Genomic DNA, 15,812 nt, shown 5'->3' with positions numbered 1-15,812 from the left:
TTAGCTTTTATATTTGCGCCCTGTTAAACAGGAAAAAATCCAGGGCAAATAGTTATGGCATCAGTGCTTTCATCTCATTCTTCACATGTTTGAGGCGGAAGGAGAAAATTATACTGAGAATACCGGTGCCCCAAAATGCGGCGGCCACCAAACCCAATACTGCAACCACTCCAAGGGCGGGATTATCAAGAATAAAAATAGCGATAATAATTAATCCGATACCCCCTACTAACAGCCAGCCCCAGCCAGGTATTTTATCTGTTTGCAGCTGAATGGAAAAACCGATCAGGCTAATGCCTTTAAACATAAACCAGAAGGCCAGGAATAATGGAATCACCGCCATACTTACAGCGGGATAAAGGATCAGGATAAACCCGATAACCACATCAATGATTCCTGAAACCAATGCCCATCCCCATCCGTAAGTACCGCTACGATTGCTGACAGCGAAAGCAATTTCAAAAATCCCTGTCACAAATAAAGTGACACTAAAAAAGATACTGAGCAATACATAACTGCTGAAAGGATTGGCGAAAACGATACATCCGGCTATCAGAAAAATAATCCCATTGAGCAGATACAGCCACCAGTATTTCACATTATTACGAATGGCAGAGATGATTTGTGACATAAAAATTACTTTAATGTTATAAAATAATGACACTACGTTCTTCCTAACACATCCTATTACAAAAAGTTCGGCATAACATCTCCATTAAAAAACAGTGAAAAGCAGTAACTTTGCGCAGAATGATTTAAATCATAGATTTACCTAACGACGGAAATTATCTTTGTGGAATGAATAAGGCGATAAAGCAAGACAGAGTACCACCAAACTGGTGGCATCAAGTAGACTTCCTGGGCATACACGCTGTGCCCCTACTGGCATTTTTTACAGGCACTACAGCATTTGACTGGATTTTATGCGGTGTATTGTATGTGGTCCGTATGTTTTTTGTAACGGCCGGATATCATCGTTATTTCTCGCATCGTGCGTTTAAAACCTCGCGGTTCTTCCAGTTTATCCTGGCAGGTGGCGCGCAGAGCAGCTTACAGAAAGGAGCACTGTGGTGGTCTGCCAATCACCGTATTCACCATAAACATAGCGACACACCTGAAGATCCGCACTCTGCCAACGTTTACGGCTTCTGGTATGCACATATCGGCTGGATCATGGGCCCGGAATATAAGCCTACCCGTTTTGACCTGATCAAGGACCATAAAGCCAAAGAACTTTTCTGGCTGAATAAATATCATATGGTACCTGCACTGGTATTAATGGTAGCAGTATATTTTTTAGGTAATAAGGTCAATGGTACTGGTTGGTTCGATTGGACAGCCGGCTTATCCACTGTATTAATCGGGTTCTTCCTGAGTACAGTACTGCTGTACCATGGTACCTTTACCATCAATTCCCTGATGCACAAAATTGGTAACAAACGTTATCATACCGGCGATGAATCCCGCAACAGTGCTATTCTTGCGCTGATTACACTGGGTGAAGGCTGGCATAATAACCACCACTACTATCAAAGTGCCGCCCGTCAAGGCTTTTACTGGTGGGAAATAGATATTACCTATTACGTGATCAAAACCCTGGGATTATTTGGGATCGTTTGGGAAATACGCCCTATTCCGGCAAAATTAAAAGCAACCAACAAACTGAACCAGGTAAGACAAGCCGTTCCGATGGAGGAACTGCAATAGTTACCGTAAAAATTTATATAAAGGGAAATGTACATTCGTGTATATTTCCCTTTTTCATTTACCATAATCTGTAATTCGTAATTTTTTTTATCTTGTTCCCTTAAATCTAAAATTCCATGCAATACACACCCGCTGTGGACAGATATAATAGCATGACCTACAACCGTTGTGGGAAGAGCGGCTTGCAGCTGCCCATGATTTCATTGGGGCTATGGCACAACTTCGGTTCCATAGATAATTTTGAGAACGGACGTAGTATTATTCGTCATGCGTTTGATAAAGGTATCACCCATTTTGACCTGGCCAACAACTACGGTCCGCTGGCAGGCAGCGCAGAAGAGAATTTCGGCAGGGTATTGAAGCAGGACTTTACCGGTCATCTGCGGGATGAACTGATCATTTCTACTAAAGCCGGTTACCTGATGTGGCCTGGCCCATATGGTGATAAAGGCTCCAGAAAATACCTCATATCCAGCCTGGATCAGAGTTTGCGCCGCATGCAACTGGATTATGTAGATATATTTTATTCGCATCGTCCTGATCCGGAAACACCGATTGAAGAAACAATGGGCGCGCTGCACAGCATCGTACAACAGGGAAAAGCTTTGTACGTAGGGCTTTCCAACTACACTGCGGAACAAACAAAACAAGCGGTGGAAGTATTAAAATCATTAGGCACGCCTTGTCTCATTCATCAGCCTAAATACAGCATGTTTGAGCGTTGGGTGGAGAATGGCTTACTGGATGTACTGGAAGCCAATGGTGTTGGCTGTATCCCCTTCTCTCCGCTGGCACAGGGCCTGCTCACAGATCGTTATCTGAATGGCATCCCAGCCGGATCACGTGCCAGTAAGCCCAGTGGCTTTCTGCAGGAAAACGAAGTAACCCCGGAAAAAATTGAGAAGATCAAAAAGCTCAATGCCATAGCTCAAAAACGCGGACAGTCACTCGCACAAATGGCGCTTGCATGGATCTTAAAAGATAAACGAATCACCACCGTATTAATTGGCGCCAGCTCCGTAGCACAACTGGACAATAACCTTGAAACGCTGAACAATACAACGTTTGCTAAGGAAGAGTTGACGGAGATTGAAGCGATATTAGCGTAAATTGTCTTTCTGCAGGATTAGACTGATTATGCTGATTGCCCTGATTTTATTTTTTTGATTATTAAAAGATTAAAAAAGATTAGCGAGGATCTTAGCGGGTATAGTCTGAACTGTGATTTTTGTGATTGGTATGATTATCCTGATTAGCGAAGATTTCAGCGGGTATTGTCTGAACCAGGATTTTTAGGATTGAATGGATTACCCTGATGGGTGTTATGTTATTTTGTTTGGAAGATATAAGCGAATATCTCCGCTAAAATCTTCGGCATCAATCAGGATAATCCATTCAATCCTAAAAATCCTGGTTCAGACTATACCCGCTAAGATCCTCGCTAATCTTTTTTAATCTTTTAATAATCAAAAAAATAAAATCAGGGTAATCAGCCTAATCCTGCAGAAAGACAATTTACCGCCTCTTTGCCCGCTCATATTGTATAGGCCACTTCACTTCTGCTTCCAGCTCATGTGCTGCACGCAACGGAAAATAAGGATCACGCAATAATTCACGTGCCAGCAGCACTATATCTGCACGACCTTCTGCAATAACGGATGCTGCTTCCTGCGGAGTGGTGATCATGCCTACCGCGCCGGTGGCGATATCTGCTTCTTTACGTATTTTTTCGGCGAAAGGTGTTTGATAGAGTGGTCCTATAGGAATTTTCTGATGTGCAGCCAAACCTCCGGAAGAACAATCTATCAGGTCTACTCCTTTATTTTTCAGTATGGCAGCCAGTTTCACGGATTCTTCCGGGTTCCAGCCATTTTCTGCCCAATCGGTTACGGATATACGAACCAGCAGCGGATATTGTTCCGGCCATACTGTGCGTACTGTTTCCACTGTTTGTACCAGTAGCCGTATTCTGTTTTCAAAGGAACCACCGTATTCGTCGGTACGCTGATTACTAAGCGGGGATAAAAAACTATGCAGGAGATAACCATGCGCCCCATGTAACTCTATCACTTTAAAACCTGCTTTCAGTGCACGTTCGGCCGCTGTTTTAAAATCATTGAGCACTTTACGTATGCCCGTTTCCGTGAGTGCTTCTGGCATAGGATACACCTCATTAAAAGGAATAGCGCTGGGCGCCACTGCCTGCCAGCCACCTTCTGAAATAGGTACTGCACGGCTACCTTCCCAGGGCCTTAGGGTACTTGCTTTTCTACCGGCATGCGCCAGCTGGATACCCGGCACTGCGCCCTGCCCCGCTATAAAATCAGTGATCCTTTGCAGCATGGGAATATGTTCCTCTTTCCAGATGCCAAGGTCCTGTGGTGAAATACGTCCTTCCGGCGATACTGCTGCCGCTTCTGTGAGCACAAGTCCTGCCCCTCCTACCGCCCGGCTACCAAGATGCACCAGGTGCCAGTCGTTTGCAAATCCATCCTGCGAAGAATATTCGCACATCGGCGATACCGCAATACGATTACGTAATACTACCCCTCTCAATGTTAAAGGACTAAACAGATGCGACATAATTTCCTGCTTTTAATAGATTTAAAATTAAGGATTTATAGGGAGATAGTATATACTTATCACTGCCTGTTAAATAAATCCTAAACAACTTGCCCGGATGTGAAATTTTATTTAATTCGCATTCAGATTAATAATCCCTTATGAACAATTCCATTGACACAACCCGGAACTGGCCTTTAATCCGCCTGATACTTTTCAGATTTTTTGCTACTTATTTTGGCATATATGTATTGTTCAATATGCCATTATTAGTATTTGATACCCTATCAGACCACATATGGGATATCCCGGTTACCTGGGTAGGAAGACTGCTGGTCAGCCCTGGCTTTAAAATTACAGTATGGTCTAATGGCAGCGGTGATACCACTTTCAATTACCTCGCCCTTTTCTGTCAGGCAATATTAGCATTGGCATTAAGTATTATTTGGTGGGCCTTTGATTACAAACGAAAAAATTATGATAAGCTATTGTATTGGCTGATGGTGATATTTCGTTACGCATTAGCCGTTAGCATGATGAACTATGGCGGGGCTAAAATTGCAAAAACACAATTTCCATTTCCATGGCTTTTTCAACTGGAACAACCACTGGGACAAAGTTCTCCTATGGGACTGGCATGGGTTTATATGGGTCATTCTACCGGCTATAATCTGTTTATCGGCTTTGCAGAATTTTTTGGAGGATTCTTTCTTTTATTCCGCCGTACAAAACTATTTGGCGCATTACTAAGTATGACCATAATGGTGAATATAATGGCCATGAACTTTTTTTATGACATACCGGTTAAACTATTTTCCACTCACCTGTTTTGTATAGCGCTCTTTATTACATTACCGGATTTTAACAGGTTGATTAATTTCTTTTTCCTTAATAAACCGGTTCCGGCCCAAACATCGTGGTATCCAATCTATCAACGGAAATGGAAACGTATCACACATATTGCTTTGAAATACTTCGCCGTTGCAATAATACTCTATACACAAATATGTGGAATCAGATTTTCACAAAAGCGACTTAATAAAAATAATGCGATCCCTCCTTTATATGGCATCTACGAAGTTAAAAATATTGTATATCACAATTACCAGGCAACTCCCATCGCCGATAGTTCTCTTCGCTGGAAAAAAATATACATAGACAGGGGAGGATATGTATTTGCCCATGATATCAGGGATAATGTAAATGGCGAAGAAGCGAAGTTTGATACTATCCACAAAAATATATCCTGGCAGAGCGGTAACAACAATATTCAATTACATTACACTGTTCCGGCGAAAGACTCACTGACATTGAATGGTAAAGTTGGTGCCGATAGTGTAAGCATAGCCTTACTTAAAAAAGATGCGAATAATTTTATATTGGTCACCAGGGGTTTTCATTGGATAAATGAACATTCTTATAACAAGTAAATAAATTAATTTTTTGTAGAGATGAACAGCATGGATAAAGACATTATACTGAAACATCAAGAGGAATTAGCAGTACGGGGATTTATAGTGATAGACAATGTTTTTAGTGCCTCCGAAATTGCTGCTATCATTGCCGCGATAGCAGCAGCAGATACTTCAGGGCCGGCATTCAGGAAAACGAGTGACCTGTTTGCGATACGTCAGTTGCTGAAAATAATACCTGGCATAAACAAACATGTGTTTACACCCGGCTTGCAAACGCTCATTCAACAAATATTTGGCACAGATTATTTTCCGGTAAAGTCTATTTATTTTGATAAACCAGGTCAATCCAACTGGTTTGTGGCCTGGCACCAGGACCTGACCATTTCCATTGACAAAAAACTAGCTATCGACAATTACGGCCCATGGACCGTAAAACAGGATCAGTATGCCGTACAGCCACCAGTGGATATACTTGAAAGCAACTTTACCATTCGCATCCACCTGGATGATACCGATGAAACTAATGGTGCATTAAAAGTGATTCCCGGTTCTCATCTCAAAGGAATCTATCGCGCCGAAACCATTGATTTCAGTACTTCACCGGATGTAAGTTGCCGTGTAAAAAAAGGGGGTATAATGATCATGCGTCCGCTGTTGATGCATGCCTCAGGGCGCAGTAGCAACGGGCATAGCCGCCGGGTGGTGCATATTGAATTCACCAACCGGCAGTTGCCTGAAGGACTGAAGTGGTCTGAGCATTAAGCGGAAATTATATTTACGCCCCTTTCGGCAATTACCTCCCAGTCCTATAATAAAATCATCTTTCACGCACGCCAAAGCTCAATGTCTTATTGGTAACAATTGGTCTTGCCCAAAAACCGATACTTAAAATATAGCCCATCGTCAGGTACAGGAAACACATACCGGTACGCAATCCCCAGTGATCACCCAGCCAGCCTACGATGAGGGGAAGAACCGCGCCACCTATGATACCCGTAACAAGGATACCTGAAAATGAGCCATGATGCTCAGTTACAGAGTTGAGTGACAATGAAAATATAATAGGATACATCACCGATGCAAAGAACCCTACCATCGGAAAAGCAATGAGCGCGGATGCACCGCTGCCAAACAAAGCAACTGTAAAACTGATGATAGCCAGCAAAGTAAAGCCGATTAGTACTTTACGGCTGTCTATTAATTTCAGTAACAACAAACCAAGTACACCACCTGCTGTCATTAGTCCCCAGAAATAAGCCACTGCATTAGCACCGGTGGTTTGCGGATCATAATGATGATACACCGAAAGGAACTGAGAGATCCAGTTGGCAATACCCTGCTCCGTACCTACATAACAAAAGATCGCGAAGAAATAAAGCAATACTATCGGCTTCTTCAGCAAATCTATATGCGTTTGTAAGGCACCTGCTTTCTCTTCTTGTGTAAGTGCTACCTTCGGAAATTTTGAGATGGCAATGATCACTATCATCATCAGACAGATCAATGTAAACAGCCAGTACAAAGAGATCCAGGGCAGAGTAGGTGGTACCAGGGTACTCAGTTTATGTAATGTACCACTTTGTATATTTACTACCAGGTACGAATAAACAAGCGGACTCACAAAAGAAGCCAATCCGAAGATCAGCTGTGCCAATACGGAATTGAAGGCGTAATGCTCCTCCCCGCCTGATGTGCGCAATAAGGGATTGATGACCACCTGCAGCATCGCCATGCCACAACCAATTAAAAAGAGGGATAAGACGGCCGTTAAATAGTTGGGGAACAAAGACAAGAGCAATGCCCCGAAAAAGGCTACTACAAAGGCGGCTACCATCATCTTCTTTGCCTTGTACTTTTCTATGAGCATACCAGCGGGTATAGACATTACGCCGTAGGCAATAAAAAAAGCAAAAGGCAATAATGCTACCAGGGTGAGGCTCAGGCTGAAACCCTTGATGATATCAGGTATCAGCGGTCCTATCACATTCGTGAGAAAAGAAATCACGAAGAAGGTGAGCATAATTAAACCTACGATATAATAATTCCGTGTTTTCATCATTGTTTAATTGGTACGATGTTCCAGCCATTTAGAGAGATCATCGCAGCTTGTTGTTGTAAATCTTTCGTATGTACGTAACCATTAATAGTCAGGCTTTCACCCGGTAACAAGGTAAAATCATTGTCTACCCAAAATACCGGCACTATTGCTTCTCCGCTCTGGCGGCGGATATCCAGGTGTACCATAAAGGCCAGTTGTGTTCCCGGATTTTTTAAGGTGACCTGTGCAAAAGTTGTATCTCCTTTTTCTTTAAGCATTGATTGCATATTCAGTTTTATCTGCGGCAGCTGTTGCAAGGCCGTGAGGTCTGCAAACTGTGTTTGTGGTGTTACATACCAGTTGGTTTTAGGCATATCCAGTAAATCCTGCCGGGATGACAATACATAGAAATTGCGGCTTATTTCTTTACCCTCCTGCTGCAAACGGAGATCCAGGTACCAGGTGTTGGTAGCAGGTGATGATGCCAACGCAGGCAGATGCACCGCATCCTGCGGCAACAGATCATTGATGAGTGTATCTGCTTTGTAGATAGTATTCATGGTGGCATCCAGTACGCGGATGGTGGCTTTGAGCGAACCGGCAGCAGTTGCTGTGTTGTTGATAACGTCTACGCCCCTGATGCCGTAGTTATAGGCAATATGCAAGGGCTCCCCTGCTTTGCGTGCGCCATAAAAAGCACCGGTTGGCAACAGATAGTAATCGTACAGCTGCCACCATAGTTTGGGCCAGGAAGCGTTGTACATCCACTGGATGATGCCTGTAGCAGCGGGGCGGTTGGCCGTGAAAGCTTCCAGCATAGCACGCATACCTTCATAGTTGAGATATTGTGCTTTCCGCAGATAATCATCCAGACTAACGGCCTTGCCTAAACGCTTTTCCATCGCGTTGTTATAATAGTCCAGGTTGTGAAATTCTCCTCTCGCTGCGTGGTACATCCAGGAACCGGAAATAGGCCATAGGGAATCTTTAGGGATCATTTTCTGTAAACTCTCCAGCAACGGTACTTCCGGGCCGGGACCGGTTTCTGTATTAAAACCAAAGGCGCCACCGTTTTTATCGTCTATGTACCAGTAATCCGGTGGCACATAGTCATAAGGTCCGCGCATTTTCACCGCAGCAGGGCCAGTGAGTTTGCTGGTATTATCATGCGCAGAACTCAGTGATGGCCGGGATGGATCGTATGTTTTGAGCATATCGAGGTATTGCTGTTCCAGTGCAGGGCGTGGCAGCTTATCACTACCGTATACCCATATAAATACGGAAGGATGATTGCGTAACCAGATGATCTGATCCTTCCAGGATTGTGCGGCTACAAACTGTTGTTCTGGTGAAGCTATGCCACCAAAATCATCTGCTTCGGTACCGAAATAATTAGTCCATTCCCAGGCAGCGCTCCAGCCTACCATGAGGAGAATTCCTTTTTCATCGCACAGGTCATACAGGTGCTGATTGTTGCCCCAGAAACCTTCCATACGGATAGTGTTAAGGTTCATGTGTACAGCATAGTCGATACCTGCCCGTTCGTAATCTGCTGTAGCATTAAGTAGCATGGGATCCGTCCAACCGCCGCCACGGATCAGCAGCTTTCTCCCGTTGAGGATATAGCCACGATGACCGGATGCGTTGATATAATCTGCCACTGACCGGATACCAAAAGCCATGTTACGTGTATCCGTTACCGTGTTATCTGTTTTGAATTGCAGCTGAAGCTGATATAGTGCTGGTTTACCAAGGTCACGGGTCCACCACAGGCGTGGGTTATTAATATTCAGCTGTGGGTATTCCCGCGGTGTAAAAACGATTTGTTGGTTGCTATGAGGAGCAATAGCAATTTTTTTGGAGATGATAATATCTTGTCCGATGTGCCCTTCGAGGATACCGGCAACGGCTTTATTGCTTTGGTTGCTCAGCAGTGTGCTAACGGTGATGGCTGCACGTTTTAATGTAGCAGTATCAACCTGCGTTTGCACAAAAGGCTGTGAAATAGCCACCGGTCCGCTAAGCAGCAGTTGTACATCGCGCCAGATGCCCATATTTTTATCGGGAGGAGCCGGGTTCCAGTCTACAAAACCCAGTGTGGGTTCTCCTTTGCCGGGCGCTGTTACCTTTACCGCCAGCACGTTGGTACCGGCATGTACTACATGGCTGATATCAAATTTAAAGCGGCGGAAACCTCCTCTCACGGAATCTGACACTGCTATCTCCTGTCCGTTTACCCAGATGGCTGCGCGGTAGTTGATACCGTTGAAAAGCAGTTGTACTACCTGTCCTGCAGCCATAGGCGGCAGTTCAAAGGTAGTGCGGTGCCACCAGGGATCTTTGAAAGGATCTGCGGAGATCTTCTCCATATTGTTATCAAAGAAGATATTTTTATATACCCCATCATCTACTAAAGCCGCCATCACGGTACCAGGTACCTTGGCGGCGTACCAGTTTTGCGGTGCATAAGCGGTAGAAGATATCTCTTTACCATCTCCCCTAACCTTAACGGATGATTGAATCTGCCAGTTTTTATCCAATGGCTTTTTATCTGTAAGCCATTGCTGTTGTGCACTTACGGGCAAAGCAAGCCCCATTAACAGTACCAGGTAACAGGCATGTTTCATAAACTTATTTTTTATTTAAGTAAGAAGAGAACTACGAATGTCAGGCATTCGTAGTTCTCTTCTTACTTAATAATGTGGATTCTGGATCAATACGGATTTTCCATTTTTCACGCTCAGGTCTATCTGGCGCTGTGGAATGGGGAAGTATTCATTTTTATTAGCCGTAAAACTACCGCCAACAATATCACTAATGAGTGCGCCTTCAAACTGGAAATATTTATTGAGCACAGGAGCTGCTAATTTCCAGCGAACGAGATCAAAGAAACGATGCCCTTCCATAGCCAGTTCCAGCTTACGTTCAAAGTAAATTGCCTTTAAGCCGTATGCCTTTCCCTGGGTAGTAAATGCACCCGCCTGATATTCACCAATCACGTAGTTGGCAGCTGGTGTATTGGTGTTACCAGACAATGGATTAGCAGGATCTATATAGGTATGTACCCATCCATCAGGGTTGGTCATGCGGTGACGCACCCTGTTTACATATTTTTCGGCTATATCAAGACTACCTGCCTGCGCCTGGCATTCTGCGGCCATCAACAGTACATCAGAAAAGCGGATCAGCACATAGTTGATCGCGTTTCCGGGCGCCCATCCGTTACCATCATAATATTTACCCTGTGTTGCCTGCATGTACACATTCTTTTTGGGAGAATACGGACCGGCAGTAGTTTGACTACGGATCCAGTCCTGGCCGGGATGCAGCCCCCAGTCCAGGTAAGGAATCCCTCTGCGACCAACTGTCCAGTCTAAACGCGGATCAAGGTTTCCGTTATCCAATGTAAAGGCAACACTGCTGGCAACGCCCATATCACTTACAAGTGCGTGCTGATTATAATCATCCAGGAAAGGAAGCCCATTGGCATCTGTGCGATAAGAATTAACCAGGTCCATGGATGGCTGATAAAAACCACAGCAGCTGAATGGGCCGTTGTAGGGGTAATTCAGCATTTCTCCCTGGTTGGCATTTGCAGTACCACCAGAGCCATCGTTAGCACTGTATTGGATAGAGAATACCGCTTCCTGGTTATTTTCAGTAGCAGCATCGTAATTATCATGGTAGTGATCCATCAGGTCAAAATGAAGCCCCTTGGCAGTTACACCATTTTGGATCACTGTTTCAAAGAGGGGCAAAGCTGCTGTATAATTGGATTCATACAGGTATGTTTTAGCCAGATAAGCAGCGGCAGCCCATTTGTTTGCGCGGCCTACTTCGGCCTGTGTTTCGTTCAGATTTTGATATGCAAACTTAAAATCTGCTTCAATCATCGGCCATATGTCTTTATCATTGGGCTGCTTCAGCTGATCAACGTCCAGCTGGGAAAAACTGGTGTTCGTTTCATCTACCCATGGTACATTATTAAACATCTTCTTTAAATCAGCATAATAATGTGCACGTAAAAAACGGGCTTCTCCCGCAGCATTAGCCTTCTCCTGATTTGACATATCCTGTACATTGGTCAACAGGTGCAGTACAAAATTACAACGGCGGATACCTTCGTAATTCACGCGCCATTTATCGTTGAAGAAACCATTACTGGGAATACCCCCAAACTTGGCTATTACCAGCGCAGGGTTGGCATCATCCGTGGTACTACCTTTATGGGCATCACCACCGCATACACTGCCGTATATCCAGTTATCCGGTGAAACAATGAAGCCGCTTCCCCCGGAGAGATTTACCATGTCTGCGTTTACAAAGTCCTGTCCGTCGAGCGCACCATAAGCGCCTACCAGCATGGTACCTACACCTTTTTTATTCGTGAGCTGTGCTTCATCCAGTGCAGCCTGCGGCTGATGATCCAGGAAACTTTTACTGCAACTGCTGAATATGGCGGAAGCTATAACCGCCGAACCAAGTAATATATTATAGAGTGATTTCATGATACTACGTTTTTAATTGAGCATATATTAGAAACCAAGATTAACACCGATAAGAAACTGGCGCTGGTTAGGATAAGCACCTTCATCTACACCGAAATCGGTAATCTTTGAACCACCAATTTCAGGATCAAGACCAGAATATTTAGTAATGGTAAACAGATTAGCTGCCTGTACGTAGATCCGGAATTTTTCTACATGCAATCTGCTGAGTGCACCTGCAGGCAGTGTGTATCCGATCTGCATATTTTTAGCGCGCAGATAGGCACCATTTTCCACCATGTAAGAATTTGGAACACCGCTGGTGCTGGCGTATCCATTAATTTCCTGGATAGGCACTTTTGCATTTTTATGGTCCGGTGTCCAGGAATCATACAAGGCTGTTTTGCTTTTTGCACCTTCAAACGAAGCGTAGAAATCGCGCCACCAGCGTACATTATTCCAGATCTGGTTACCATGCACACCAAAGAGGAAAATGCTGAAATCAAATCCTTTGTAAGTAAGACCGATGTTGATACCATAAGAAAAATCCGGATTAGGATTGCCCAGGAAAGTACGATCGGCAGCAGTAACCTGGCCATCGCCGGATACATCTGCGTAGCGGAAACGTCCCACTCCTTCGTCTGTCTGATAAACAGCAGTAGGATCATTGGTCGCTTTTTGTGCCTGTGCATCTGCTGCGGCAATTTCTGCTGCATCATTCCAGAAGCCAACTACTTTATAGCCAAAGAAGGAAGATATCGGGTGTCCTACCGCATTGCGGATGATATTACTACCATCAAAACGGCGGGAATCTGTATCAAAATAATCTACGCCATCAGCAATCTTTACGATCTTATTTTTATAGGTTGTCAGTGTACCCGTTACGTTTAGTTTCAGTTGTTTGGTAAGATCTGCGTGCCAGCCTACGGAGAAATCGAAGCCTTCATTTTTCATCCGGGCAATGTTTACGTAAGGTGGTAAGGCAGTACCGGCAAGGCCTGGCAGCTCCGGATTATACAGCAGGTCTTTAATATCCTTACGATAATAATCTGCCGAGAAATCAAGATGACCATTGAGAAAAGTACCATCCAAACCAACGTTTGCATTGATGTCACTTTCCCATTTAGCATTGGGGTTACCAATCTGTGTACCGGCGAAACCGGGCGTAAGTCCATTGTTGGTACCACTCAGGTCATAATAGGACGAGTTACGGTTGCCACCATACAGGAAGTAGCCGTTGTTAACGCCCAGATTCAGCTGGTTACCCATAATACCCCAGCCACCACGGATCTTCAGATCTGTAATCCAGATAAGACTTTTCATGAAATTTTCCTGGGATATGCGCCAGCCACCTGTTATCGCAGGGAACCAACCATAGTGGTTGTTCAGCAACTTGGAGGAACCATCCCGGCGGATAGTACCGCTGATCAGGTATTTATCTTTATAACCATAATCTACACGACCCAATATGGAAGACAATGCATCTCCTGAGCGGAGGCTGTAGTTGGTTTGTGTACCGGTTCCGGAAGACAGGTCCGGGAAATTTGGATCAAAGGTGAAATAATCTTTGGTAGTACCTCCTACTTCACGGGTGCGGTTATCGTACGCTTCTGTACCTGCCAGTATTTTCAGGTCATGTGTATTATTAAAAATCCTGTGGAAGGTCAGGGTATTGGTCCAGGTCCAATCGTGGCCGTTAGATGCGCTTTCAGTATAAGAGTTTACGCTGGCATTTTCCTTGTTCTCATAAGTCGGATAAATAAAGGAATGTTTCCAGTTGGAATAAATCTGACCACCGAAGCTGGTACGCACCGTAAAATATTTCAGGAAATCTACTTCACCATACACATTACCAAACAAACGGCTGTTCAATCCTTTGTTATTACGGGTGCGATATTGGATAGCCACCGGGTTGGCAGCATCACCCATATCAGGAGGAGCAGAACCTGCGAAATTTCCTTTGATATCGTACACAGGAATGATCGTTTGCTCACGCATAGCGTGACCAATAGCAGCATCGCTGGAAAGCTCACCTACAGAAGGATTATCTGTCATGCTGAAAGCCAGATTTTCACCTACGCGGATATTATCACGGATATTATATTGTGTATTAGAGCGGATGGTATATCTCTTGAGATAAGTATTGAGTAATGTTCCCTGTTGATTAAAATAATTGAGGGAGAAAAGATAATTTCCTTTATCACTACCACCACTCACCGCCACGTTGTGACTGGTAATAGGTGCTGGTGTGAATATTGCGTGATACCAGTCGGTACCCGCTTTATTAGCCCGGACGATCTGGTTAAATTTACCATAATCAGTCATATCGGTATAGTCCGGATTTACGTAGTATTTGGAAGGATCTGTAGCCGGATCGCCTTCTTTGGCGCCAGCGGGTAGCAGGTAATCCGGCAATACCGGTTTAGTTCCGTTACCATAAATAGCGTCGCTGGGATCTGCACCGGAGTTTTTATAAGCCAGCCAGCGGAGGTTTGCTCTTTCCTGTGGGTTCAGTGTATTCCATACATTTCCTTTTTTAGGATACTGACGGCCGTAGTAGCCATCGTAGGTAACACTTATTTTTCCTTTACCTCTGCGGGTAGTGATGATGATCACACCATTGGACGCGCGTGCACCATAAATGGAGGCGGCACCGGCATCTTTGAGTACCTGTAAACTGGCTACATCATTGGGATTGATATCGGCGATATCGGTAGTAGGTACACCATCCACCACGTATAATGGTGAGTTGGTACCAAAGGTATTTACCCCGCGGATACGTACCTGTGGTGATTCACCTGGCTGACCGGAGCCGATCACGGTAACACCGGAGGCTTGTCCCTGCAATTGTTCTGTTATCTGTGCAGAAGGTTGTTTAACAAGATTCTGAATATCCACTACTGCTACTGATCCTGTCAGATCTTTCTTTCTTTGGGTGGTATAACCTGTTACCACAATTTCATTGAGTGAGCTCGCGCCTTCTTTGAGGATGATGTTGATCACTGATCTTCCGCCAACAACCAGCCGTTGTGTTTCATAACCAATGAAGGTAATTTCCAGCTGATCATCGCTTTTACCGGGAACATTGAGTGTATATGTACCATCAGCAGTAGTAACGGTTCCTATAGCCGTTCCCGTTAGTTTGATAGTAACCCCCGCTACCGTATTACCTTTTTCATCTTTCACCAAACCTTTTACGGGATGTTGTTGCTGATTGATGTCGTGCGTGGTAACAGGCGGGGGTGTTGCCTCCTTTTCTGTTACCATATAAAAGTGTTCTCTTACTTTTTCATAATGCAGGTTGAAGGGAGACAATGCCTTGCCCAGTGCTTCTTCCGGCGACTGGCAGGTAGCTACGGAGAGTTGTACTCTTTTGCTTTTTACCAGGTTGCTTTTATAGGCAATAGACACGCTGAAATGTTCTTCAATCAGGTGCAATACTGTTTTCAGGGAAGATTCATCTGGCTGTACGTCAGCACTGTTGTCAGTGTCAGTGGGAATCTTTTGGTTGTTAATAGTAACCAGGTCTTGCGCGGTTACCGATTGGGATAGGAAATACAGCGCTAATGCGTGCATTAGCAATACACGTAAACCCTTTTTCAT

At 44.4% G+C, this 15,812-nt stretch carries 10 protein-coding genes; 4 read left to right on the top strand and 6 right to left on the bottom strand.

Annotation, left to right across the window (positions count from 1 at the left end):
- Positions 1-52: 52 nt before the first annotated feature.
- On the bottom strand, positions 53-631 hold the full coding sequence (locus tag CLV51_RS19705; RefSeq protein ID WP_106529797.1) for an HdeD family acid-resistance protein: 579 nt from the start codon (positions 629-631) through the stop codon (positions 53-55).
- A 167-nt stretch (positions 632-798) separates the two neighbouring features.
- Here CLV51_RS19705 and CLV51_RS19700 point away from each other — a divergent pair, with 167 nt between their 5' ends.
- Both CLV51_RS19700 and mgrA read left to right on the top strand, forming a co-directional pair.
- Positions 799-1,707, top strand: a complete 909-nt coding sequence (locus tag CLV51_RS19700) for an acyl-CoA desaturase (protein ID WP_106529796.1) — start codon at positions 799-801, stop codon at positions 1,705-1,707.
- A 116-nt stretch (positions 1,708-1,823) separates the two neighbouring features.
- Positions 1,824-2,816 (top strand): L-glyceraldehyde 3-phosphate reductase, encoded by a 993-nt coding sequence (mgrA, locus tag CLV51_RS19695; protein WP_106529795.1) that lies wholly within the window; start codon positions 1,824-1,826, stop codon positions 2,814-2,816.
- Positions 2,817-3,222: 406 nt separating this feature from the next.
- Here mgrA and CLV51_RS19690 read toward each other — a convergent pair whose 3' ends face one another.
- A complete protein-coding gene (locus CLV51_RS19690) occupies positions 3,223-4,290 on the bottom strand; it encodes an NADH:flavin oxidoreductase/NADH oxidase (RefSeq protein WP_106529794.1) in 1,068 nt (355 codons plus the stop codon).
- A gap of 140 nt (positions 4,291-4,430) precedes the next feature.
- Between CLV51_RS19690 and CLV51_RS19685 the strand changes: the two genes are divergently transcribed.
- Entirely contained in the window at positions 4,431-5,699 is a 1,269-nt protein-coding gene (locus CLV51_RS19685; protein WP_106529793.1) for a hypothetical protein, read from the top strand.
- 21 nt (positions 5,700-5,720) lie between these two features.
- Positions 5,721-6,446, top strand: a complete 726-nt coding sequence (locus tag CLV51_RS19680) for a phytanoyl-CoA dioxygenase family protein (protein WP_245898855.1) — start codon at positions 5,721-5,723, stop codon at positions 6,444-6,446.
- Between the two features lie 55 nt (positions 6,447-6,501).
- Here CLV51_RS19680 and CLV51_RS19675 read toward each other — a convergent pair whose 3' ends face one another.
- The 4 genes from CLV51_RS19675 to CLV51_RS19660 form a co-directional block, all read right to left on the bottom strand.
- The gene (locus CLV51_RS19675; protein ID WP_245898853.1) at positions 6,502-7,743 is read right to left on the bottom strand and encodes an MFS transporter; all 1,242 of its coding nucleotides are present in this window, start codon (positions 7,741-7,743) and stop codon (positions 6,502-6,504) included.
- Positions 7,740-10,349, bottom strand: coding sequence for a glycoside hydrolase family 2 protein (locus CLV51_RS19670; RefSeq protein ID WP_106529791.1), 2,610 nt, complete (start codon positions 10,347-10,349; stop codon positions 7,740-7,742). The genes CLV51_RS19675 and CLV51_RS19670 overlap by 4 nt, the downstream gene beginning before the upstream one ends.
- Before the next feature lie 66 nt (positions 10,350-10,415).
- Positions 10,416-12,230: a RagB/SusD family nutrient uptake outer membrane protein gene (locus tag CLV51_RS19665; protein ID WP_106529790.1), complete on the bottom strand. Its 1,815-nt coding sequence runs from the start codon at positions 12,228-12,230 to the stop codon at positions 10,416-10,418.
- Positions 12,231-12,257: 27 nt separating this feature from the next.
- On the bottom strand, positions 12,258-15,812 hold the full coding sequence (locus CLV51_RS19660) for a SusC/RagA family TonB-linked outer membrane protein (protein ID WP_106529789.1): 3,555 nt from the start codon (positions 15,810-15,812) through the stop codon (positions 12,258-12,260).

Source organism: Chitinophaga niastensis (genome assembly GCF_003014755.1).
GTDB lineage: Bacteria > Bacteroidota > Bacteroidia > Chitinophagales > Chitinophagaceae > Chitinophaga > Chitinophaga niastensis.
This window is presented reverse-complemented; position numbering and strand designations above follow the sequence as displayed.